Source organism: Roseateles sp. DB2 (assembly GCF_051857535.1).
Lineage (GTDB): Bacteria > Pseudomonadota > Gammaproteobacteria > Burkholderiales > Burkholderiaceae_C > Roseateles_B.
Window position 1 is genome coordinate 1 of the sequence record NZ_JBPZGY010000027.1, and the last position, 20,741, is coordinate 20,741.

Here is a 20,741-nt window from a genome sequence, read left to right on the forward strand (position 1 = left end):
TGGTTTCGCTGGCGGCGCGCTGAAGGTGCGCCCAAAAGGTCATCCAAGCACTAACGGCATCTTGCAATCGCGCCGAGCCGAGCGCCGTTGTCTGCGTCAACATGACTTGCCGGGACGCTTACGGACCGAAGGAGAGCATCAAGCTCATCGAGAAGCTCCTGGCCATTGAAGCCAATCGCGGCTCGTTGCGAACCCTGGCCGGAGGGTTGACGAAGCCGCGGTCAGAATCCATCGAGCGACTGCAACTGGACGCGCTCAAGATGGCGCTACGCGCGTTCGGCCTCCCTGAGGATGCGCCGGCGGCGACGATGAACCTGGCGCGCGGCTCGAAGACTGGCCTCACGAGGCTGAACGTGCATGAGGATGGCGTCATCGAGCACGACGCACGCGCCGTTCTCGGCTACGAGTTCATCGACAGCGACGTCCGCGGCCAGGCCACGTTCCGCAAGGGCAATCAGACCTTGGAGGTCTACACGGCCAATCGACGCAAGCTGGAGGAAGCGTTCGGCGTCGACCTCATCTACCTGAACCTCTTCCACCGCAACGCGGTGCTCGTCCAATACAAGATGCTCAAGCCGCAAGGCGGCGAGGACAACCCTTTGGATTGGGTTTACAGAGAGGATGAGCATCTGCAGAAGCAGCTGAAGACCATGCGTCTCTTCAGCCCGAGCCACAGGACTGCCGACGGCTTCAGGCTCAGCCGCGAGGCGTTCTACTTCAAGTTCGTGAGACGACAGGGGCCGGAGACCTCAACGAACATCCTCCTGCCGCTTGGCCACTTTGAGGAACTCCTCCGGGACCCCGCGTTTCGTACCGCGAGGGGCAACGTCCGCTTGGGCTACAAGGGGTTAGATGGGCGATATATGCGGCAAACGGCCTTCATCGACCTGCTCCAGGCCGGCTACATCGGCAGCGATGCGTCGACGACCGAACACCTACGGGCTTTGATCGACAGCGTGCTGTCCGGCGATGACTCGCTTGTGATTGCCGTTCAGAGGCTGACCCATCAGCATGAGAAAGACGGCGACCATCAGCGCCTGATGCGTGAGTGAGCGGTGGACAGTGAACAGACCTGAAGTGCGGAAGGCAAGTCAAAGGTTCCGCGGACGCCCAACCAAGCGTATGGAACCAAGCGGAAGCGTGATATGAGGCTGGCACGTGGTAGCCCCCACAGCAGAGCTGCCGGGCTCAGCGTGAAGTTGGAGGCATTCCAAGAGCGCTCAGCAACCGGTTTGGGGGGGCGACTACCATTCAAGCGGTGAGCCGCGAACGACTCCGTTCAGCCTCATCCGGTCATCGCCCGCATGGCAGATCATTGAGTCCGGTATTGGCTCGGCGGTACTGCTGCAGGAAGGGCGCTGTCTTAGCTGCTCGTGCCCGCTCCACCAACATCGCGGCTTCTGCAGTCCAAACGTCTGTCACCTTTGTCGCCTTGATCAGCGCCAAAAAAGCCGCTCGCCTTGCCTTCGCCAACCGAAGGCGCTTCGCAGCAAGTCTAGAGAGGCGGCGTTGAGCAAGCCTCGCTGTTGGCGACATAGGTATCAACATGCTTGTCAGTCTATCGCGGTAGCTCTCGAAAGGCTCCCAGCACCAGCGCCGCATTGCTCGCAAGGATGCCCCCCGCCGCTCCGCCGCTCCGCCGCTCCGCCGCTCCGCCGCTCCGCCGCACGCACCACGTAGGCCGCGTCCCAACTGATACGGGTTTCCGTTCCTTTTCCACCTGGTCTCGAACCCTGTTGGCCTGTTCGCACTCGATGCGTCAGCATGAATTCTTCCGAATGCGAAGGCGAACTTTCGTAATACGAAGCCTTGAATGAGATGGGCAGCTTTAATGCGCCAAGCCAACGTGTGACGCTGGATCTGCCGCTTTTTCAACCGAAAAGCGCATGAATTTGCAGCTGTCGATCGGTGGACAGGCAGCAAGCTTCAGAAAGTTAGGCTTCGTGCGCTCTCAATTCCTGTTCGAAAGGCAACTGCTGTTTTCAAGACTCGATTCTTGAACACGGCGTACCTGGCTGGCCCGGTTGCTGGGCCATTCGGTGATGAATAAAGTTCGCGCCACTCTGGGACAAGAAACTCATCGATTACTGACTTCCTAACGGCAAGACCGCAGACCCAGTAGTGCCCCCTGCCACTTGCCATTAGTCATGACAGCTGGTCAGAAAGCTACGACTCCAGAGGCTGGCGAGCGACCTGTAGATCGGCCGTCCGCGTTCACGTGCCCATCGCACTTGAGTCCTGGCAGCTATCGGTCAGTCAATCGGAACATCAACCCACCCACTTGGCCAGCACACCTTAGCCAACAAAGGAGCTCACCATGAAATAAAAACGCCGACCACCCTTTCGAATGACCGGCGTTCCGCCGGGAGATACCCAACGGCTTGACATCCAAAGTATCTCTCTGCGGCTGGCGCTGGTCAAGCTCGCCCCTACGACTTTGCGCGTAGGGAACACCGCCATCTCGCCAAGGAGAGACATGGTCACGCCTGTACGTCGGCTAGTGAAGCCGACCACGCCTCGTACCGTCCATCTGCTGAACTTACGGGGCATCTTGCCCGCTCCTGTTCAGGCAGAAGCAACCACCGAAAGTGCGTTTGTATTGCTGGCCGCGCTCTGCCCAGCCTGCAAGCACATTGCCTCGCAGCCGATTACTGTCGAGCTGGATGAGCGTCGCTACACGCCGGACTACCGCATTGAAACCCAACAAGGCGAGCTGACCTTTTGGGAGGTCAAGCTCGAAGCCCGGATTGACAGCTACAGAGAGCTGTTCGCTAGCGCTGCCACTCACTTCCACGCAGCTGGACAGAAGTTCTTCGCGATCTCCGAGCGGCAACTTCGGCGCAGTCGGCAGCACGAATGTGCGCGACTCGTTTTGCGCTATGGGAAGGCTCGCTACCCGTCTGAGTCATTGCATGCCGCAGTCAGCCATATGCAGGCGCTGCCCAAAGGGCTGCCCTTGGGGGATCTGATGGAGCGCGTAGCTGTCCCCAAAGAGCACATCTTTCACCTCCTCGCGCACAGACGCCTGACGTTTGCCAGAGGGATCAGCACGACCCCGGACACCCAAATCATTCACCCCGAATTCCTGGAGGCTTGTGATGCCAATTACCTTGCACGCTGGTTTGGCGTTTCGCCGTGGCGACCGAACGTATGAGCTTGTACGGCAGATCGACCGTGTCACTTGGACATATGAGGACTTCTTGACGCGCCATCCCAGAACAATTTCCGTCAGCAATCTACTCAAGCAGATCTGGCAGGGTGACATACAGATCATTCAAGCAGGAGTGCCAATAAACACTGATTCCATCGGTGTACGCGAAGAGTCACCGCTCCCGGCCATTGCAGCTGATCAGCTCAGTAAAGCAGAGTCGAACTCCATCGCACGGAAGGTCGCCTATGTGACTGCTGTTGAGAAAGCGCACCTTACCCGCGGAATGCGCAAGGCGATAGCGCGACTGGTTGCCAAGGTTGCAGAAAGAATCGGGGACTCCAAGGCGCCGAGCGCTAGTACCGTCATGGAGTGGATGAAGAAGCGATACCAAGCCTCTGGCAGTCCGCTCGCACTTCTGGATCGGCGTGGACGGCGACAAATGCCATCCAAGCTTCACCCCAAGCTAGACGCGTTGCTCAGCAAGTCGATACGGACGGTGTATCTGACGCGCAGCCAACACTCGATGCGACTCACGCAGACAAAGGTTCATGCAGAGGCCGACAAGCTTGTGCGCGAGGGGGGGCTTCCAAAGGAACAGTCTCGCGTCAGTCTGTCCACCATATCAAGGCGAATCGCTGAGGTTGATCATCACCGCGTGGTTGAAGCTCGTCTAGGACCCAGTCGAGCCAGGTTGCTTTCGCGCGTGGCAATGGACGGAACGACAGCTCGATACCCGCTAGACGTCGTCGAAGTCGACCACACGCCATTGAACTGGGTCGTTGTTTGCGATCGAACCGGACTGCCGCTGGGGCGGCCAACGCTAACCGTCGCAATTGATGCTTACAGCGGCTATGTTCTGGGGCTCTACGTCAGCTTCTATGGACCTGGCTTGACCAGCGTGAGCGGCGCAATGCGCTTCGCAATACGTCCAAAGGACGACTTGATCAAGGGCATCAAGCTTGAGAAGCCATGGCTCGCCATGGGCGTGCCAGATCTGATCAAAGTCGACAACGGCCTCGAATTCCATTCGCCCATGTTTCAACGCATCGGCTGGCAGCTGGGCTCTCACTTCACCTACTGCCGGGTGCGGACGCCCTGGATCAAGCCCCACGTAGAGCGATTTTTTGGGGGCCTTGATCAATTGACTCTGACCAGGGGGAAAGTCCACAAGCGGGTGGCCAATGTCTTGAACTTGGATCCTGTCAAAGACGCGGCAATCACCTTCTCAGCCTTGGTGCAAGGGCTGATCATGTTCTGCGTCGACTACTACCCGTTCCAGATCAACGAGCGAAAGCTGGCTAGACCCTTTGATCTGTTCGAAGAAGGATTGCAGAGCACTCCTGCGGTTGCATTCCCTGACGACCTTGAAGCCCTACGGCGTATCTCAGCGTTGTCAACGCAGCTCACGTTGAATCAAGGGGGCATCACGCTGCGCGGGCTCCCATACGGCGGCGCAGAGCAACTTCCCGCGCGGATGAGACGAGAGAAGGTCAGGACCTGGGTGAAGTGGGACCCAGACGATCTTTCTCAGATCTGGTTCGAGGACCCGGCCACCAAGCAGTGGATTGCAAGTCCATGCCGGTGGCATGACTACGCAGCCGGTCTGAGCTGGAACCAACATCTCCTGATTCGGAGGTTCGCGCGCCAGGAGTTCAAGAAGCAAGATGCCCTTGAGTACTTGGAGCGCGCTCGCCTCCGATTGCACGAGCACTGGTTGGAAGCTGCCTGTCATCGAAAGGGACCTGACCGCAAGTTGGCTGCGCAGATTTCTGGCCTCACGTCGTCGCGTGTACTCGAACCATCTGAAAGCAAGGAGCCGCCCCTCCCTGTCCCCGTAAGTGAGGAGCAGGTGAAGGCGATGCCGGCATTCGACCCGGCGGACTTTGAAATGGTGGAGTGGTAGGACTGTGGAAAACTTTGACATCATCGACAACGAAGATCCGGAAACTGTGGCAGAAAGCGTTATTCGTCGGCGCCGCCATCAGTGCTACTCCGAGCATGCAATCGAGATTTCTGACGCCCTGGATAGACGCTACGTTCTATTCCCTGCAGCCAGGGACATCCTGGGAGCACTTGATCGGAGCTACCAGCTCGCACGCCGCCCGCACAGGCCTCAGGGCTTTGTAGTTGTAGGACCGCCTGGTACGTCCAAGACGACGTTGGCTCAATACTTCCAGGGGACCATCCAGCCGCGAGCAGACGTCGCAGATGGGTACGGTGTCTTGTCATTTCGACTGCGTGCGAACCCATGTGCGAGTTCCATGGTGTCGGCAATTCTGCGAGCGATCCGGCATCCCTTCACCAAGGTCAGCGCAAGCAAGATGCCGTCGATGCGTGACATCGCGTTCGAAGCGATCAAGGACCGCGGATGTCGCATGTTGATTGTTGACCAAGCCCATGGCTTGGCGCGGCACGCGACAAGTCAAGGGCGTAACGGCCAAATCGCGATCGAGACGACTGCCAGCGAGGTGCTGCGTGATCTCGTTGACGAAACAGGAATCGCGGTTGTCCTGCTGGTCAACGAGGGCTTTGTCGGTCTAGAAGCAATCGACCGAGCCTTGGCTGATCGCATCCCCGGCCGCCTCAGACTGGACTACTTCAGCAACGACGCGACTTGGCGGCACTTCCTGACTGAGCTCACCAGGGACTTCAAGCAGATTGATCTTTCCATCGTCAGCGGTGAAGGCGTACCAGAGTCATTGCATGCCGCTACTGGTGGCAATAGGCGGCGCATCAAACTGCTATTGACGGAAGCGGTGCTTGTGGCGGTGGATGCGGACAGCAAGTCCGTCGAGAAGGATCACCTCAAGCTGGCGTTTGATCGTGCATTTGGAACAGCCAGTGGCTGTGCCAACCCATATGTGGGCGGATGAGCCGCTAAGACTGGCGCGCACCATTGAGGCTAGGCACGGCGAATCAGGTATGAGCTTGATCCTCCGTGCCTTCCAAGCAAATGGCGTCAGCTACTCCGATGGCATGCATTGGATGCAACTGGATCGGCGTCGGTGCCTGGGCAATGACGACATACCGGCACTGGCTTGGGGGCTTCGCTGTGATCCCACTGCACTAGCTGCGGGGCTGGTGCTGAAGGAGACAGGCTCTGCCGGTGCGTGGGTGCACCTATCCGGTCATCGATTCAGTCCATGGGTCGCTCCCGGAAAGATGCTGACAAAGCTTTGCCCGCAATGTCTTCGAGCAGATGGGTACGCTAGCTTGACTTGGCTGATCCGTGCGGTGCCTGCGTGTCGGCGGCACGGCTACTCCATGACAAGGCAGTGTGGTCACTGTCGGCGCCCGATATCGTGGAATCGGCCAGGCATAGATGTCTGCCGTTGCCTCCGAGTGTTCCCTCAGGCGGCCGACGCTGAGCCTCTGGAGACCGAAGTTCAGGCGTGGATCGACGCAGTGCATTCGGCCCTTGCGATGCCGCCGACTGCTGAGCCATTTTCTGGCTCAGCGCTGCCTTTGGCCATTCGCGGCATGAGTGTGGACGGCGCATTCAGGCTTGTTGAAGCTTTTGGCCTGCTCGAGTCGAGTTGGTCGTCAATTCCTGCAGCTCGCGCGAAAGAGCGGGACCTTCGGGGTGCCGGGCAGGTGATTGCAAGAGGACTTCAGCGACTCCATGCGTTGGAAGCGGATGCCGGAATGGCGGATGCCGTCTTGGCTTGTGTCCATTGGCCTCTGATCGTGCTACTTGCCGAGTCCGCAGCAGCCATCCCAGACCTGGCGGCAGCCAAGTCATTGCTTGAGCTCCAACGGCGCAATCACACGAGCGATAGCCGGAGCAGGGCGCCTCGCATCAAGTCTCGAGACCAGCAGCAGCTACTGGACCTTCGGTAGACCGATGCGGGACATCGGCGCTGAGCCTTTGCACTTCAGACAGCCGCCACCCTTTTCCTATTTGCTATGAAACGAATCAAGCACGGCGTTCCGCAGCCTTTCCAGACTGAAGCTCCAAGTGCATGGATCAGTCGCTTGGTGATGGCTCAGCGGCTGGACTCCGTTGGGGAGCTATTCAATTTCATCGAGCTCTCCAACAAAGGGGACATCGACCGACTTCTGGTGGACAAGAAGATGGCATCTTTGAGGCATCGGTGCCATCTTCCGAAGTCCTCCTTTGACGCTCACGAACGACTGATGCAGGGCGTGGCTCGATGCAAGGTTGACCCAACGAAGTTAATGTTGATGACGGCATCTGGGAAGGCCTGCTTCAAGTTCTGTCCACATTGCCTGGCCGATCCCAATAGGCAATTCATGCCGATCGAGTGGCGCTTTGCACAGTGGTGCTATTGCCCAGCACATCACTGCTTGATGATGGATTCCTGCCCGAACTGCCATGCGCCGATTGAGCATCCCGTGCACGTCGAGAGCTCGCCTGCCGCGCAACGCGGCTATGCAGGGCTAAGGCGGTGTCTGCAGTGCAGCGAGTTGCTCTGCAGCGATGCGCTCATTCGGGATTGCTCTCGAGGCTGGGATGCCATTCAGGGCTTAGAACGTTCAATAGTCGACAACGGACGAGCACTTATCGCAGCGCTGCACGAAGGGTCATTCGTCGTTGGAGGCCGAAGCTACACCCTCGACTACCTAAGGGTGGTCGTCAAATGGGGACTTCTGCCGTCAGCACTTCGGTACCGCGGGTGCATAGATGATCGCATCGTCGGCGGTGCCGCGTCGAGATCATCGAGCGCGCCGTAGGCCGGCTGCCTGCGAGAATCTCCGGCATCGCTAACGCCATCAAGCAATGGCATTGAGATGCAATTGGAGCGCGTCGTAATGGTCAAGATGGATTCCAGAATCGAGGATGGGCGAGAAGGGCATGAGCTGCCAAAGAAGACGTTGGTGGACCGCATTTCCCAGCTGAAGGCTCTCTGGGCCCTGCTCGGAGGCGGGGCGCTCGTCGGGTTCACAGGGTCAGCAATCCTCTACCTGTATCTCTGGCGGATCGGCGGCATTCCTGTTGGGCAGATGGCGGCCATCGGAGGCTATTCGAAGGTCGTTTTTCCTGCAGCGCTCTTTCTTGCCGCGGTAGTTCTGCTGATTTGGCTTTCACCCGCATGGATGGCGCTAAGCTTTTCAACGGATGCCGACTTCGACAAGTCGTTTCGTCGGATCTTTGAGAACCGTTCTGACGCTGACGTGGAGTCACTCAGTGGTAGCAGTGAAATCGCTGCAACCGCTCCACCAAGTGATCAGGGAGCACGTAAGTGGGCCGTAAATCGCCAACGCGTTTTCGTCTATTCGCTCAGTACATTGGGCATCTTCTGCATCTGGCCCATTCTCTTGGCGCTTCAGAGCAAGCTGCTGATCCCAAATGGCCACATTAACTGGCTTGGTTGGGCCAGCCTTGGCTCGCTCTTGGGGCTGAGCGTGCTTCTCCAGCGCCTGATTTGGACAAGGGCAGGGCCGAATATGGGACCGTGGCTGCCCCTAAGCCACAAGATCGCGCGGTTCTTGTTCCGGGACTTTGTACCCATGGTGCTGCGCCAGGTTGGGCGAAGTCGCAAGTTCCGATGGCGCTTGTTGGCTCCCATGCGCCAGGGCTTTGCCTTGCGAGTGCGACCGTTGACCGCGGAACGTCTATTCGTCGCCGGACTTGCTGTGGTTCTTTGGCCAATCGACATGCGAGGCTCCGCTTGGCGATGGGTAACCATGCGAGCCGCTTCGACTGAACGCAAGAGCCCAGCAGCCGTTCAGGAGTCATTCGCGCTAGTCTGCATTTTTGGAATAGGCAGCGCATTGGTATCGCTGTCGCCTTTCGCATTGATGCTTTTGCTGCTTCAGCGCAGCGATCTTCTCCTCAACGACCCATCAGGTATCGCGCTGAGTGGAGCGATGGCGCTGATTGGTCTGGGACTTTCGTTCGCATTTGCATTCAGCCTGGCTGGATTCCTAGGGCGAGTCAGAAATGAGCCATGGCGGTGGGGCATGGTCACACTGGGGAATGCCACTCTGCTGCTGCTGTTGATCTTCGCATTGGGAGCAACCGATCGGCTGTTAGACGGCATCATGAGCATGTCCTCCGTGCGTATCGAAAACGCCGTGTTGTTCGTCGAGCAAGATGGATGCGACTTGCTGAAGTCGATGTCCTCCAGTGGGGATGCTGGCGGATGGGCGCCGGCGCCAAGTGCCGATAGCAAGTCTTGCCTTCTCTACAACGTGACGGTTGAGTCGTCATTGGAGCCGGCGATGCAGATTGCATGTTGGCGAGGCGGTGCGCCAAGTCATTCGGGTAGAGCCAGTGAGGCTTCGCCACCAAACAGCCAGGCTGATACGAGCGCACAGGCGAGTGCAAAGGCGCCGAGCACACCTGCCAGCGATTCGAAGCCTGCAGTGGAACGCGGGAAATTGGGGAGCTTCTCCATGCCTACCAAGTACATCCGGAACGTTTGGAAGCTGGGGTTCACGCCGCGAGGGTTCTCAATGCCGGTATGCCCCCAGTCTGACGTACGGTTGATCGATGCGAGCGAACACAAATCGGGTGAATGATGTGATCGGTACTGATCGCCTGCTGTTTTGCGATGAGAACTTAGCGATGCCCCTGCCGGCAGGAGCCCTGCTGGGACCCTCTGCGCTCAACGCCCTTGTCGGCCATCCTCCCTTCTCTGGTGCCACGGCGGATCGCGGCAACCAAGCGCGCAACGTACAGACGAAGGGTGTCCCGAAGATCTATCGGCGGTTTAGCGGGAGCATGAATTCTTTCTTCTTCGCGGAGGCCGCATAGGTCAAGGAGGGCGGCCAGTCTCCTATCTGCCACCGGCTCGTACAACGCGATGGCGTCTGCCCCTCATGAGCTCGACGCATTGCACCCCGGCTCGAACTAGATGCCTTGGAAAAATGCTCCGAGATCCGTTGCATCTAGGTCCTCCTTGAACATCCGGCGCGCAACACGCCAGCCGTCGCTTTTGCCGATGAACGAGTTATTCGAAGGCATTGGATCGAACCAGCCAAGGGCAGCCTTGTCATCACCAAACTCGGACCGGAGTGCGGTCTCGGTGAAGTAGTTTTCGATCGCTCGTCGTTCCGTCACATGGCAGTTGATTTCTAGCTGCTCGCAGCTGGCTTTGAAATCCCTTCGCGCCTTGATGGGCTCAGCGCCTTCGCTCGCCCGCTCGCTGTCGACCAGCGCGTGGACGTTAGGGCAGATACGTCGCACCTCCTGGAGCTCATGTTGCACGGAGCCGTTTGCCATTCCGTCTCCTCCAAGTGGCAGGACCACTGTGTTGCGGTCCTTCCCATAAAGCCGAAGGAACTGTTGGGCAGTTCTCACGTCCTTGGGGCCTTCGACCAGAAGCAGCCGATCCCATCCCAATTCACTGAGGCCGGCTATCCCTAGAGATCCCAGAAACTCCGCGTAGTTCCTTGTCGCTCCAAGCTCCCGCACAACTGAGCCGGACCGCCCCTGCTGGACAGTGAAACACTTGTCAGATACCGCCCGGGCCAAGCCAATCGAGTGGGTGGCGTAGAGCACCCCATGCGTAGCGAACGATGCGAGGGAAGTGAGGAAGTCGATTTGAAGCCCGGGATGGAGGTTCAGCTCGGGCTCGTCGATGACAATGAAAGCCGGCTTTCTGATCGCTGCGTTGCCCAACACAACGATGAGCTGAGCAATTCCTGATCCGAGCTCTTGAAGTCGTTGGACCCGTCCGTTTATGGACACCTGAAGCGTCTTCAAATGCGTCGATGCATTGATCTCAAGCTCGTTTGCGCCGATGAGCCGTTTGACCTCGTCTGTCACGCGTTGAATTGCGCGCGAGTCAGTCTTCGATGCCCCGACTTTCCAGTTGTTCCACTGGTCGATGAAGCTTGTCCCGACGTGGATGTCGTAGTGGGTCCCTGCTCCTTCGTTAATGGCGTTGCGGAAGGCCCCAATGAACAAGGTGTTGCAGAGAGCTTCCACGAACTCAGCCATGGGCAATGCATCGTAGGTGCCACCGTCCTGGGTATGGATGAACCGGTCCGAAGCCTCTTTGATGTCTGCCTGGCGAATTTGCGCCCCATCTGAACCAATCGCGGCAGCGGTGAAAAGCCTCCCGTCTTCCTGAAGCTCGAGCCTTAACGCTTTGATCCAGAGTGCCGAGACTGCATTCGCAGCCATCACGCCCACTTCTATGAAGCATCTTGGATCTTCACGTTCGGTGAGGACTTCAGCATGGTCGTGCATGGGTGCGAGCAGCGACCAAGCCTGCTTTCCCCCGAGAAACGAAGGAATGTTTGGAACGAACTGATGAACAGTACTAACGTTTTGAAGAAATGGCCTAATTTCTCGAAGGCTTCGAATGAGGGTGGATTTGCCGGCGTTGTTGGCGCCTATGAATCCAGTGAACCCAGGACCAATTTCCAGCGTCGCAGGAGCTTCTCTGCGAAAGCAGCGGTAGTCTGAAAGACGAACGTAGCCTCGATTCTCCAAGCTGACTTTCCTTTCTGGATTTGGGCGCCAACAAGCGCGTGGCGCTGATAGGTGTTGGAAGATCGTGACGACTTCAGCTGCGGGAACATCGCCGCATTTGCCAGTGGCTGGACCAGTTGGGGCGCCGCTTCAGTTCACTGCAGGAATTCCCAGCGCATTCAGCGTTGGCGTCGTCATCATCCCAGTCGCCGGCAGGCTCTTTACGGTCTGGAAATTCGACAAGGCCTCTCGCGTTTCTGCTGTGAAGACGCCATCGACGGTTCCATGAAAAAGACCCAGGCGCTTCAGCGCGATCTGAACTCGCATCACTTGCAGGCGAAGCTTCTCGCCGCGGGTGAGATCTGGTGTCGCGACTTCGTCGTGCTGGGCGGCTGCGCCGGATGCGACCCCGTGTGGCTGTGAAGCAGCAGGGCGCGGTGCTTTCAGCTTTGAGTTCTTCTGCTCGGGGGCAGATTCGTCGGGAACCAGCGACGAAGACTGCCGCGGCAGAGGTGCTGGCGCGGGTGTCGGGGCGGGTGTCGGCGCCGGCACATACGTTGGCGCGGGCGCTGGAGCGGGCGTGTAGGAGCCGGCGCTAGATCCTGAGTAGTGTGAGCTGTGACTGGAGTGAGATCGATGGCTGGAATGCGATCGATGGCCAGCGAACAGGTTGTCCATCTCGAGGTTCAACGGTCGCAACGATACGGGCTTTGGGTCCGGGGGCAGAGCTTCGGCACCAGGCATGGTTTCGGCCTTGACCTTTGATCCCAGCAGCGGCGCGCTGGCAATGAAGAGAGCCAGGGTACGAATGAACTTAGACATGTGCGCCTCCACGTACTTGCACAGTGACGGGCTTGATGCCCGTTCGATAGATTGAAGTCTTGTCCCACACGAAGAAGCCAGCGCATCGCTCCTTGAGTGCGCAGCCATCGCATGCGGGTGTGTATTCGTTCTTCCAGTCCGAGATGCTTCGGGCCGCATATCGGCGCAATGGCTCGGGCACTTTGCACAACGGCATGTTCATGAGAACGGGTCGCATCTGAGACCGCAGCAGGATCCGGACTGCCGTGGTCAACTGGTGGGCATATTCAGTGACGTCGACAAGGGTGGCTTCTTGGTTGGCCAAGGCAAAGCCAATGGGCTCCGTGGCCATCAATGCGACCGCCTGAACAAACGGCAGGTTGTGCCCGATGAAAGTGGCCCATTGCTCCAGGTGGTCAATCACGGGTCTGACCATGACGGAGCGAAGCTGAATGCCTTGGCCATACTGCTGGAGGTTCAGCAGCCCAGCGAGTGTCTCGTCGAAGGCCCCAGCGGATTGCACGACGAAGTCGTGCACCTCATCGTTGCCCGCATACAGGGGTACAAGCCAGGTTGTGCGTCCGGGCGGAAGTCCCCTGAGGAGCGTTTCCGCGACCTGGTCATCGCCGAGGCGCCGGCCATTCGTGAGCACTTCGACTTTCGTTTCGGGCCAAAGGGAATGGATGGCATTGAGTAGCGCACGTAGTCGCGTAGGGTGAAGTGTTGGCTCCCCGCCCGTAATGCCGACAACGTCTGGTGGCTCTGTCACCAGTTCAACAATGCGCAGTGCCTCATCAAAGAGCCAGTCGTCGCCCTGTGGCGTGGGCGGCTGCGAGCACATCAGGCAACGGCTGTTGCACTGATTGGTGACGAAGAGGGTGTGATGGCGATCACTGGGCCGGAAGCAGACGATGACGCGAGTGCTGCCTGGCATCAGCTTCACGATGTCGCCGACTTCGAAACTGCGGAGCTCCCCCGCCGCTTCACCTGCTCGTGGTGTCCGAACCTCTATGGAACCAGCACTCGCCGAGCTTGACCCGCATAGCTGAGCCACATCTCTGCACTGTTGGTCCACCCTGTAGATGCCAGAAGCGCGCGCTTCGGTCGCCAGCTGCACTTGTCGCATGGCTAGGCTTCCTGTCCTGCTGGGGCGGCCCAATGTTCAAGGAGCTGCTGGACGTTGCCTCCGATTTCGTGTGCCATCGCCAGCCGTTGCAGCATCTCGCCAAAGAGAGCCTTGCTCCGGCGACAGTGTTCGGTGTTTGCCGTTTGCTGAGAAGGTCCACTCGTCGAGGCTGCATCGACCGGGCTAGGCGCGCAATGGTGTTTGAACGCACATGCTTTGCAGTCTGGATCGGTGTCTGAGGAGCCCTCGTGGGCGATACGTTGGGCTGCTGTACTCGCCGTCAGGGCTGCGAGTGGCGTACCGATGAGCCCCATTCGGAAACTGGTATCGCCTGCTTCTGCGAGCATCCGCGCTTCGTCACTCGGGTATACGTACCCATCGTAGTTGTAGACCAGGACGGCGCTGCCGGCAGCGTTCGGGCTTTGCAGGTCAACGTAGCCTGCGTCGAAGCTGCTGACGAGCTTGTTCAACACCAGGCTGGCGTGGACTTCGCGGATGGGAAATCCCCTGTCGTTCCACCAGAGGATTCGGTCGAGCGCGCGCCTGTAGAAGGCCATGAAAGCGTCCGTGGTGTATCCCAGCAGGGGGAGGTTGCGGCGCGCGAAGCCGTAGTGGCTCAGCGGGCGCAGAAAAATCTCCCGGAGCCCGAGGGCCACGTACTCGTCGACGATGGCTTCGGGGTGGTCCAGGCTCGCCTTGGTTGTGGTCATCAAGGCCGATACGCTTTCCGGGCCTAGATGGTTGCGAGCCAGCTTGATACCTTCAATCGTGCGTTCGTATGAGTCACGGCTCGCCAAGGGACGATTCTTGTTGTGCAACCAGGCCGGTCCGTCGACGCTCGTGGACAGCTTGACGTCGTACTGAGCGAAGTACCGACACATGTCAGGCGTTAGCTGGTGAAGCGTTGAAGCAATGACGAAACGGATCGCTCGCCCGCGGCGATGGGGGTGGTGTGCCAATGCTTCAATTCCAAGCTCGACCAGGTCGAACCGATTCAAAGGGTCGCCCCCCTGGAATTCGACAGTGAGCGTGGACGCGCCGCTCTCCATGATGGTGTCGCAGGCCATCAAGAGCTGATCCTGAGAGAGCGAGAAGCCGTCTGAATCCAGAGCGCGGCTGACTTGGCAGTACTGGCAACTGTGCGCGCACTGCAATGTAGGGACAAGGATGTGCAGCTCGGGCCCGTTGGCTGCGATCGAGCGCTTGGCCTCCAGCCTGGAGGCGTAGAGGCGATCAAGGCCACGAGTGTTGCCGGCGCTTTTCAGGAAGTGCTTGGCCTTGAGTTCCCGAACGGTGGCTGCAGGAAGGCGGCTGGGATCCGTCAGAAGCTGTTCGACTTCGGCAGACGGCAGGAAAACGACTTCCCCGACCGGGGAGAGGCATGCCGCCACACCTGCCACTACGTGATGCACTTCGAACGTGCGGCGTTCCGGTGCATAACGTCCAGTCTGCACTTTTCCCTTTCTGTCCTTCGATGGTTGCGAAATGATACATAACGCTCACATGCCGCCTGTAGCTAAACAGCTGTGGAGATGCTTCCATTGATTCCAAAGTGACTCCAGCCAGTGCCCGCAGCGCGTGGAACACCCTGATTTAGCCGGCCTGGCGCAAGCAGAGGCGCGGTATCAATAGTCTCAAGGGCGAGTTTTGCAACGCGTGCTTAAAGGAGCACGGGTGTCAGTTCCCGCCGCGAGCGCGCTCGACAATCGCAGATTGTCATCAAGGGTACAGCGGGGCGCAGCCGCGCAGTGGCTTGGGTCACATCGATACGGTGGAGTTCGCACTGGTTTATTGCGGTCAAAGCTGGTCACAACCGGCTTTCGGCAACGAGATCAGCCCTTGGCCCGGATCTCCCCCTTCGCGGTACGGCTGGAAAGGGCAGGTCAATCAACGAGTACGTCCTTGACTTCACCAATAAATACTGTATAAATGAACAGTATTGTTCGTGTCGCGCCATTGCTAAGTTGCTTTTTTCTTCGTGGTCGAACGGCATCTTTGAAGCGCGGGGGCATTCAATGGCCTGCCGCATATGCCGTTGATTTGAGGCATGCCCAACTATTTGGGGGCGGTATGGCGAAGCTACCCATGCTCATTCCCTTGAGGCGCTGACAAAAAACGATTTTTTGCCTGGAGGAAAGCACTTGCCGCAGTCCTTTCGAGTTTGGAATGAAACGCGGGAATGGCTTGGGGTCTGTTGTCGCAGTAATCGACGACCGTGTATGACTCAGAGGGGGTGTCTCATTTATTGTCGCTATGGCACTTGAAGCACTCGCACTTTAGCAACCCCTGAAAACCTATGTCTCCCGCTGCCCCTTTGGACTGGAATCGGCAAATGCAAGATTGGAGAGCCACTTGAGCGAATTCACCGTTTCGCCCTACTTCGAGTTTGATCCGGAGTTGCCGCCTGAGACTCCTCAAGAACTATCTGATCGCATGCAGGGCTTCTATGAGGCCAACGTCAGGATGCACTCCCGGAGCTATGTGAGCCCGCCTGCGAAGCACTACTTGGTGATTGCTCGAAGCAACATGCAAACCGAGAAACCGGTTATCGGGTTTGCATACTTTTATTACCGAATGGCGGTGGGCCAATGGGAGATGTGGGCGGTGGGAATCGATGAGGGCTGGCGGCGTAGGGGCGTTGCCACAGAACTCGTCCATTGCGCGCTTCTGGTCGCGGGGTCACTGGGGGAAAGGCGCTTTGTTTTCAGATGGGCGGACCAGGGCAAAGAGCATGGTCAGGCAATGGCCGCAGATGTCAATCAGTTCCTTGCCGAGCGTATGCCAACTTCGCAGGTTAGCCATGACGGGGCGCATTCGTGGAAGCGCTTCGGTGAAGTTCAGGGCACGGCGCTACCCAACCCAGTTGGCGATCATTGGACGATTGCATTGGGAGCCGGTGCGCCGTACCCATTTGTGCACCTGAAGAGACGCCACGCTGGTCGACCTGACTACCAAGTGGTTGAAGTTGACCTTGCTCTTCTACTAGCTATGCATGACAGAGACCAGATGCGAATCTCCAATCCAGAACACTGGGCGCTAGAGAAGCGAGCAGGCCTCCAGCAGTTCTTGGATCCCAAGGACCCGTATCCCGCCGAGATGCCCATTGTGTCCGTGTGGGATGCGCCCAAACCTGGTTGGTGGGCAAGATTGCGTAAGCACAGATGGCCAGCGGTCTCCTTCACTAACGGTCGCCACAGGGCACGGCTGCTGGCCTATTTTGGAGCCAAGCGGTTGACTGTTGAGGTTCACATCAGTGCTGCTCCTCGGTTGATTGAGCTCTGCGGAGCCCGCTGAAACGCGGCGAGGCTCCCCTTGGCTACCAGACACCGCTTGACGTCACCCTAGCGCCAACGCGCACGTACCGTGTCATTTGCGATTGCACCAAAATTCAAACTATAGCGAGACAAAACGCCGCGAATTCAGACTTCAGTGAGACATGGATTCAGACTGCGATGGAACAAGGCGCGCCAAGCCCTTGATGCATCTCACGCCCCTGTTCAGCATTCAGCGCAAATCGACAGCCACCGTACCGACCCAATAGTGAGCCAGGGATGGAAGCCGCAGGCGCGGGCCTGCGGGCTGTGGATGAGTTTAGTTTGAGGGTCTGATCGCGCCCTCGCGGCCCTTGAGCCGCCGGATTCAACCAATCTGGTCCATGGTGATCACTCCTGCACACCCCGCCCGCTGTGGATAACCCGGGCAGGGTAGGTTGAACACCTGGCTCAGTTTTAGGTCGGCCGCAACAGTTGTTGACACTTCACATCTAGTGGCTGCCCAGGAGCGCAGCCTCCACCTCCGCCAGTGTCTTGACCCGATTGACCTCAGGCATGTACTCGTCAAGCAGCGCACGCATGAGCGCTGCCGCATCGCCGCTGAACTGCTCAGTCTGCTTCGAGAGTACCTTTGTCGGCGGCGTCTTGGGCGTGGTGCCCTGGCGAAATTCGTCTTCGTGCGCCTCGGCCGTCCTGCCTTGCTTGAGGGAACCCCCTTGCGACATCGGGTACGTTCCTCCCCGGTCGTCATTGCCCAGCGCTTCAGCGAAGGTTCTCTGGCCCGAGGCGATGAGCTGGAGCTCACGCATACCGCTGATCATCGCTGAGCGGTGACGCACCGATTCGGCCAGCATCCACGTGGCCACCAACTCCGTGAATGTCTGAAGGCTTTCAGAAGGCACCAGATACGGTGGCAGCTTGCCCGGGTTGCGGACGATGGCCGACATGACCTGTGCGATGGCGGCGTCGCCAACGTTGTCTGCTCGCTTGATGGCCTCGATCTTCTCGAGAAACCTTGCATAGCTGACGCGGTGCTCGGGTGGGGAGTCGTAGGCGGTGTTGACCTCACCCTTCTCGAAGCGCAATGCAGCACGGGTGTCGTGAACCAGATAGTCGGCTCGCCCTTCATGGTCGTGAGTGGAAAGGATGACCGATATGGGCTGCGGACTGTCAAACGCGAAGAAGTTGATCACATGCAGCTCGTTGGACCGGCTGGCAACCTGTGACAGCGTGTGCTGCAAGTGCACCCACTCCAGCGGCGACTGTTCGGGGAAGTAGTTCTTGAGCGCTACGGTGTGATAGCCGGTCACGTTCGGTTCAGGCATCTCTCGCTGGTCGATCTGCAGCAACAGCTGGCTTTGATGCGCGTGCATTGTCCGGGCGAGGCGATAGACCTTCGTGGCCGCCTCGCTGAGTTCCTTCGCCACCTTGATCTGCTCTGGTGACCAACTCCAGTCCGCCTTTGCCGCGCCGGCCTTCTTGCCGCCCTCTTTCACCACGCTGAACTTGGCGACCAGCGCCGTGATGGCGTCGCGCTGCTCGGTCGAGGGACTCTGCTTGTACAGCGCACTCGCCCTTAGGCGGTACGCTTCATTTGGACCTTCTGGCAGGGCTTGCAATTTTTGCAGCTCACCTAGGCTCTCAGGATCAAGATCGCGTTGGACAACCGGGGGCATGGCGACCGCGGTGAACGGGCCAAAGAATCTCCCTTGTGTCACTTCTTCGCGAATCTGCCGCCGCAGAGTTTGGCGCTTTTGAGCCTTGGATGGCTTCGAACTTTGCGCGCGGCGGCTTCGCTCCGCCGTCGGCGCATTCCGGGCATTCTTTCGCGAACGCTTGCCGGAGCCGAGCGGATGGGTGAACGTCTGCCCGCCGACGACGAACGACACCGACGGAGCCTTGTCCGTCTTGATGAATCTGAATTCGGTGTTGTAGTCACCCAGGTTTGTCTGACCGCGCTCACTCGTGTCCGGCGCCCCAGTGCCGCGGCGGTTGATGGCCGGGGGTGTCGCGGACTGGACAAGCACATTGAAGCCGACCAGTGCGAGCACGAAGAGTTCGCCGGGATCGATGTTCAGGTAAGGATTGATCTTCTTGAGGTTGGGAACCTGACTCAGCAGATGGGCGCCCTTGTTCTCTTCGGTCAAGTAGCGCCGCAACACGTTGCTGCGGCCTCGCACGATGACGCACCCGCCAGGCTTGAGGATGACGCGTGCCGATTCCAGAAAGCGAGTGTCGGGAACACGGTCCTGGATCAACTCTCCGGACTCGGACACGCTGTGGCGCCCCACTTCCCGCATGAGGCCATAGCTGGCGAACGGGACACCACGCTCACCATAGGGATTCGCGCCGATCACGACATCGGTCGATTCGGCACGGAAGTGCTGGTGGAGCCTGTTGGCGTCCACCCCATACCGAACGTCGATGTCATCCGCCTGCGCACTGGTCAGGTAATTGGTGTCGCCTGGCTCGCTGGCGACATCGGTCGCCAGGTAGTCGTGCCTGTGGCTGCGCTTATCCAACTCCTCCGAGTCAGCGAATTCATCTTTGAAGGTGAGGGAAAAGTCGCCCTCTCCCGCACCGACCTCCAACACCACTGGACGTTGCGTTTCGGGTTGGTACTCGTCAAAAAAAGCCTGCTCGTCGACGTCCACGTCCCGCAGGCCGTGGCGCCGCTTCTCGAGCGCACGTTGCTTGCGATTCTTCTTGCGTTCCTTCTTCCGGTTCTTTCGGTCGAACTGCATGCGATCGCCACGCGGCCTGGCATCAGGGGCAGCCGACGGCGCCGGCGTAGCGGGTTGCTGTAGCGCGAGGGCACCCATGACGTCGGCTTCTCGTTCGAGGCTCGCATCGTCATTGATGGCGACGCCTCCCGCACTGGCAGTCGGCTGCACTCGACCAGTCATTTGCTGCACGACGTGCCACGCTTCGTGAGGAAGGCTGGCTTCTTGTCCAGGCCCGAGGTGAATGTCGGTTCCTCGGGCGAAGGCTCGGGCCTGGAGCCGAGCAGGCTCGGGCGAAGATCGGTGGACGCGGACAGCATCAAGAGACAAGCTGGACATCGACTCGAGGCCCGCCTTGAGTTGGTCTGGCAGCCCGGTCCGGTTGGTCGGTTCGAGAGGGGACGCCGCGGCCGGCTGCATGATGTCCGGTGAAGCGTGCGACTCGGCAGCCTGGCCTTGCGGCAAGGGGCTTGGATGCTTGCCGAGGAAGCTGGCGATCTGCTGCCGCTGCGCCACCGTCCGCGGGCTCGAATGCCATTGCGCAGCCCGGCCGGTTGACGCCGACCGTTCGGTTGGAACCGCCTCGGTTCGATCGATCGCTGCCGCAGGCCCTATGCTTGCGTTCGTCTGCCTGGCAGCCTTTTCCCGCGAACTTGACATAGTTGGGTCCCATCACTTTGGTGGCCCATGATTCACGATCGCGAGAGTCGGTGTCCATCAGCAGAAATCTGATCTTCGACCGGCTGTTGACGGTCGTAAAAAAGCCGCCCTTGCTGTCGGTTCTCACTCATGCCAGAACTGGTGGGCTGGCGGGTCGCGGGCTTAGTCGCGACCACCTCACAACACCTCGAACCGTGAATCGAGCCGGCTTTTGTGGAGAGCCATGGCTTTCCACGCTTGATGCCCTTGATCAAGTTTTCTTTTGGACGTATTGCGAAGTGCATTGCGCTGATCTGCCCCGTAAGGTCCCCCGAAAAAAGGCAGCTCAGAAGTAGAGACTTCCTGGTTGAACACCTTGGGTTTGAACACCGCCGGCGGCACTTCGCCGGTAGAGTTCGAACGACGCCATTCCCAACGGCTTACGGTTGTCTAGGAAGCTCGGGGCGATTGATCCGCTTGGGTTTGTCGAGCCACCCCGAGTGCTAGCCCCGGCTGGTCTTGATCCGCTTGGATTCTTCGAGCCACCCCGAGTGCTAGTCCCGGCTGGTCTTGATCCGCTTGGATTCTTCGAGCCACCCCGAGTGCTAGTCCCGGCTGGTCTTGGGGTCACTAGGCAGGCCCC

At 59.0% G+C, this 20,741-nt stretch carries 13 protein-coding genes; 8 read left to right on the top strand and 5 right to left on the bottom strand.

Annotated features, from left to right (window positions below):
- The first annotated feature begins 101 nt into the window (after positions 1 to 101).
- The 7 genes from ACS5PK_RS22090 to ACS5PK_RS22120 all read left to right on the top strand — a co-directional run bounded on the left by ACS5PK_RS22090 (position 102) and on the right by ACS5PK_RS22120 (position 9,637).
- Positions 102 to 1,052, top strand: coding sequence for a hypothetical protein (locus tag ACS5PK_RS22090; RefSeq protein WP_439442430.1), 951 nt, complete (start codon positions 102 to 104; stop codon positions 1,050 to 1,052).
- Positions 1,053 to 2,476: 1,424 nt separating this feature from the next.
- On the top strand, positions 2,477 to 3,154 hold the full coding sequence (locus ACS5PK_RS22095; RefSeq protein WP_439442431.1) for a hypothetical protein: 678 nt from the start codon (positions 2,477 to 2,479) through the stop codon (positions 3,152 to 3,154).
- A gap of 46 nt (positions 3,155 to 3,200) precedes the next feature.
- A complete protein-coding gene (locus tag ACS5PK_RS22100) occupies positions 3,201 to 5,054 on the top strand; it encodes an integrase catalytic domain-containing protein (protein ID WP_439442432.1) in 1,854 nt (617 codons plus the stop codon).
- A 46-nt stretch (positions 5,055 to 5,100) separates the two neighbouring features.
- The gene (locus tag ACS5PK_RS22105) at positions 5,101 to 6,024 is read left to right on the top strand and encodes a TniB family NTP-binding protein (protein ID WP_439442441.1); all 924 of its coding nucleotides are present in this window, start codon (positions 5,101 to 5,103) and stop codon (positions 6,022 to 6,024) included.
- Positions 6,011 to 6,991, top strand: a complete 981-nt coding sequence (locus tag ACS5PK_RS22110; protein ID WP_439442442.1) for a TniQ family protein — start codon at positions 6,011 to 6,013, stop codon at positions 6,989 to 6,991. Before ACS5PK_RS22105 ends, ACS5PK_RS22110 begins: the two co-directional genes overlap by 14 nt.
- Before the next feature lie 66 nt (positions 6,992 to 7,057).
- Positions 7,058 to 7,846 (top strand): TniQ family protein, encoded by a 789-nt coding sequence (locus ACS5PK_RS22115; protein ID WP_439442433.1) that lies wholly within the window; start codon positions 7,058 to 7,060, stop codon positions 7,844 to 7,846.
- A gap of 78 nt (positions 7,847 to 7,924) precedes the next feature.
- Entirely contained in the window at positions 7,925 to 9,637 is a 1,713-nt protein-coding gene (locus tag ACS5PK_RS22120; RefSeq protein WP_439442434.1) for a hypothetical protein, read from the top strand.
- Between the two features lie 331 nt (positions 9,638 to 9,968).
- Here ACS5PK_RS22120 and ACS5PK_RS22125 read toward each other — a convergent pair whose 3' ends face one another.
- The 4 genes from ACS5PK_RS22125 to hxsB all read right to left on the bottom strand — a co-directional run bounded on the left by ACS5PK_RS22125 (position 9,969) and on the right by hxsB (position 14,918).
- Complete coding sequence (locus ACS5PK_RS22125) at positions 9,969 to 11,558, bottom strand: ATP-dependent nuclease (RefSeq protein ID WP_439442435.1); 1,590 nt, start codon at positions 11,556 to 11,558, stop codon at positions 9,969 to 9,971.
- A gap of 129 nt (positions 11,559 to 11,687) precedes the next feature.
- Positions 11,688 to 12,359, bottom strand: coding sequence for a His-Xaa-Ser repeat protein HxsA (gene hxsA / locus ACS5PK_RS22130; protein WP_439442436.1), 672 nt, complete (start codon positions 12,357 to 12,359; stop codon positions 11,688 to 11,690).
- Positions 12,352 to 13,464 (bottom strand): His-Xaa-Ser system radical SAM maturase HxsC, encoded by a 1,113-nt coding sequence (gene hxsC, locus ACS5PK_RS22135; protein WP_439442437.1) that lies wholly within the window; start codon positions 13,462 to 13,464, stop codon positions 12,352 to 12,354. The genes hxsA and hxsC overlap by 8 nt, the downstream gene beginning before the upstream one ends.
- A 2-nt stretch (positions 13,465 to 13,466) precedes the next feature.
- Positions 13,467 to 14,918, bottom strand: a complete 1,452-nt coding sequence (gene hxsB, locus ACS5PK_RS22140; protein WP_439442438.1) for a His-Xaa-Ser system radical SAM maturase HxsB — start codon at positions 14,916 to 14,918, stop codon at positions 13,467 to 13,469.
- A gap of 898 nt (positions 14,919 to 15,816) precedes the next feature.
- Between hxsB and ACS5PK_RS22145 the strand changes: the two genes are divergently transcribed.
- Complete coding sequence (locus ACS5PK_RS22145; RefSeq protein ID WP_439442439.1) at positions 15,817 to 16,758, top strand: GNAT family N-acetyltransferase; 942 nt, start codon at positions 15,817 to 15,819, stop codon at positions 16,756 to 16,758.
- Between the two features lie 469 nt (positions 16,759 to 17,227).
- On the opposite strand, the gene ACS5PK_RS22150 is transcribed toward ACS5PK_RS22145, so the two are convergent.
- Positions 17,228 to 20,119, bottom strand: a complete 2,892-nt coding sequence (locus tag ACS5PK_RS22150) for an eCIS core domain-containing protein (RefSeq protein WP_439442440.1) — start codon at positions 20,117 to 20,119, stop codon at positions 17,228 to 17,230.
- Between the last annotated feature and the right edge of the window lie 622 nt (positions 20,120 to 20,741).

Bases quoted from the DNA above. Each gene is read 5' to 3' on its own strand.
- ACS5PK_RS22090 (WP_439442430.1), top strand. From the start codon at position 102: ATGACTTGCCGGGACGCTTACGGACCGAAGGAGAGCATCAAGCTCATC.
- ACS5PK_RS22095 (WP_439442431.1), top strand. From the start codon at position 2,477: ATGGTCACGCCTGTACGTCGGCTAGTGAAGCCGACCACGCCTCGTACC.
- ACS5PK_RS22110 (WP_439442442.1), top strand. From the start codon at position 6,011: ATGTGGGCGGATGAGCCGCTAAGACTGGCGCGCACCATTGAGGCTAGG.
- ACS5PK_RS22115 (WP_439442433.1), top strand. From the start codon at position 7,058: ATGAAACGAATCAAGCACGGCGTTCCGCAGCCTTTCCAGACTGAAGCT.
- ACS5PK_RS22120 (WP_439442434.1), top strand. From the start codon at position 7,925: ATGGTCAAGATGGATTCCAGAATCGAGGATGGGCGAGAAGGGCATGAG.
- hxsA (WP_439442436.1), bottom strand. From the start codon at position 12,359: ATGTCTAAGTTCATTCGTACCCTGGCTCTCTTCATTGCCAGCGCGCCG.
- hxsC (WP_439442437.1), bottom strand. From the start codon at position 13,464: ATGCGACAAGTGCAGCTGGCGACCGAAGCGCGCGCTTCTGGCATCTAC.
- ACS5PK_RS22150 (WP_439442440.1), bottom strand. From the start codon at position 20,119: ATGTCAAGTTCGCGGGAAAAGGCTGCCAGGCAGACGAACGCAAGCATA.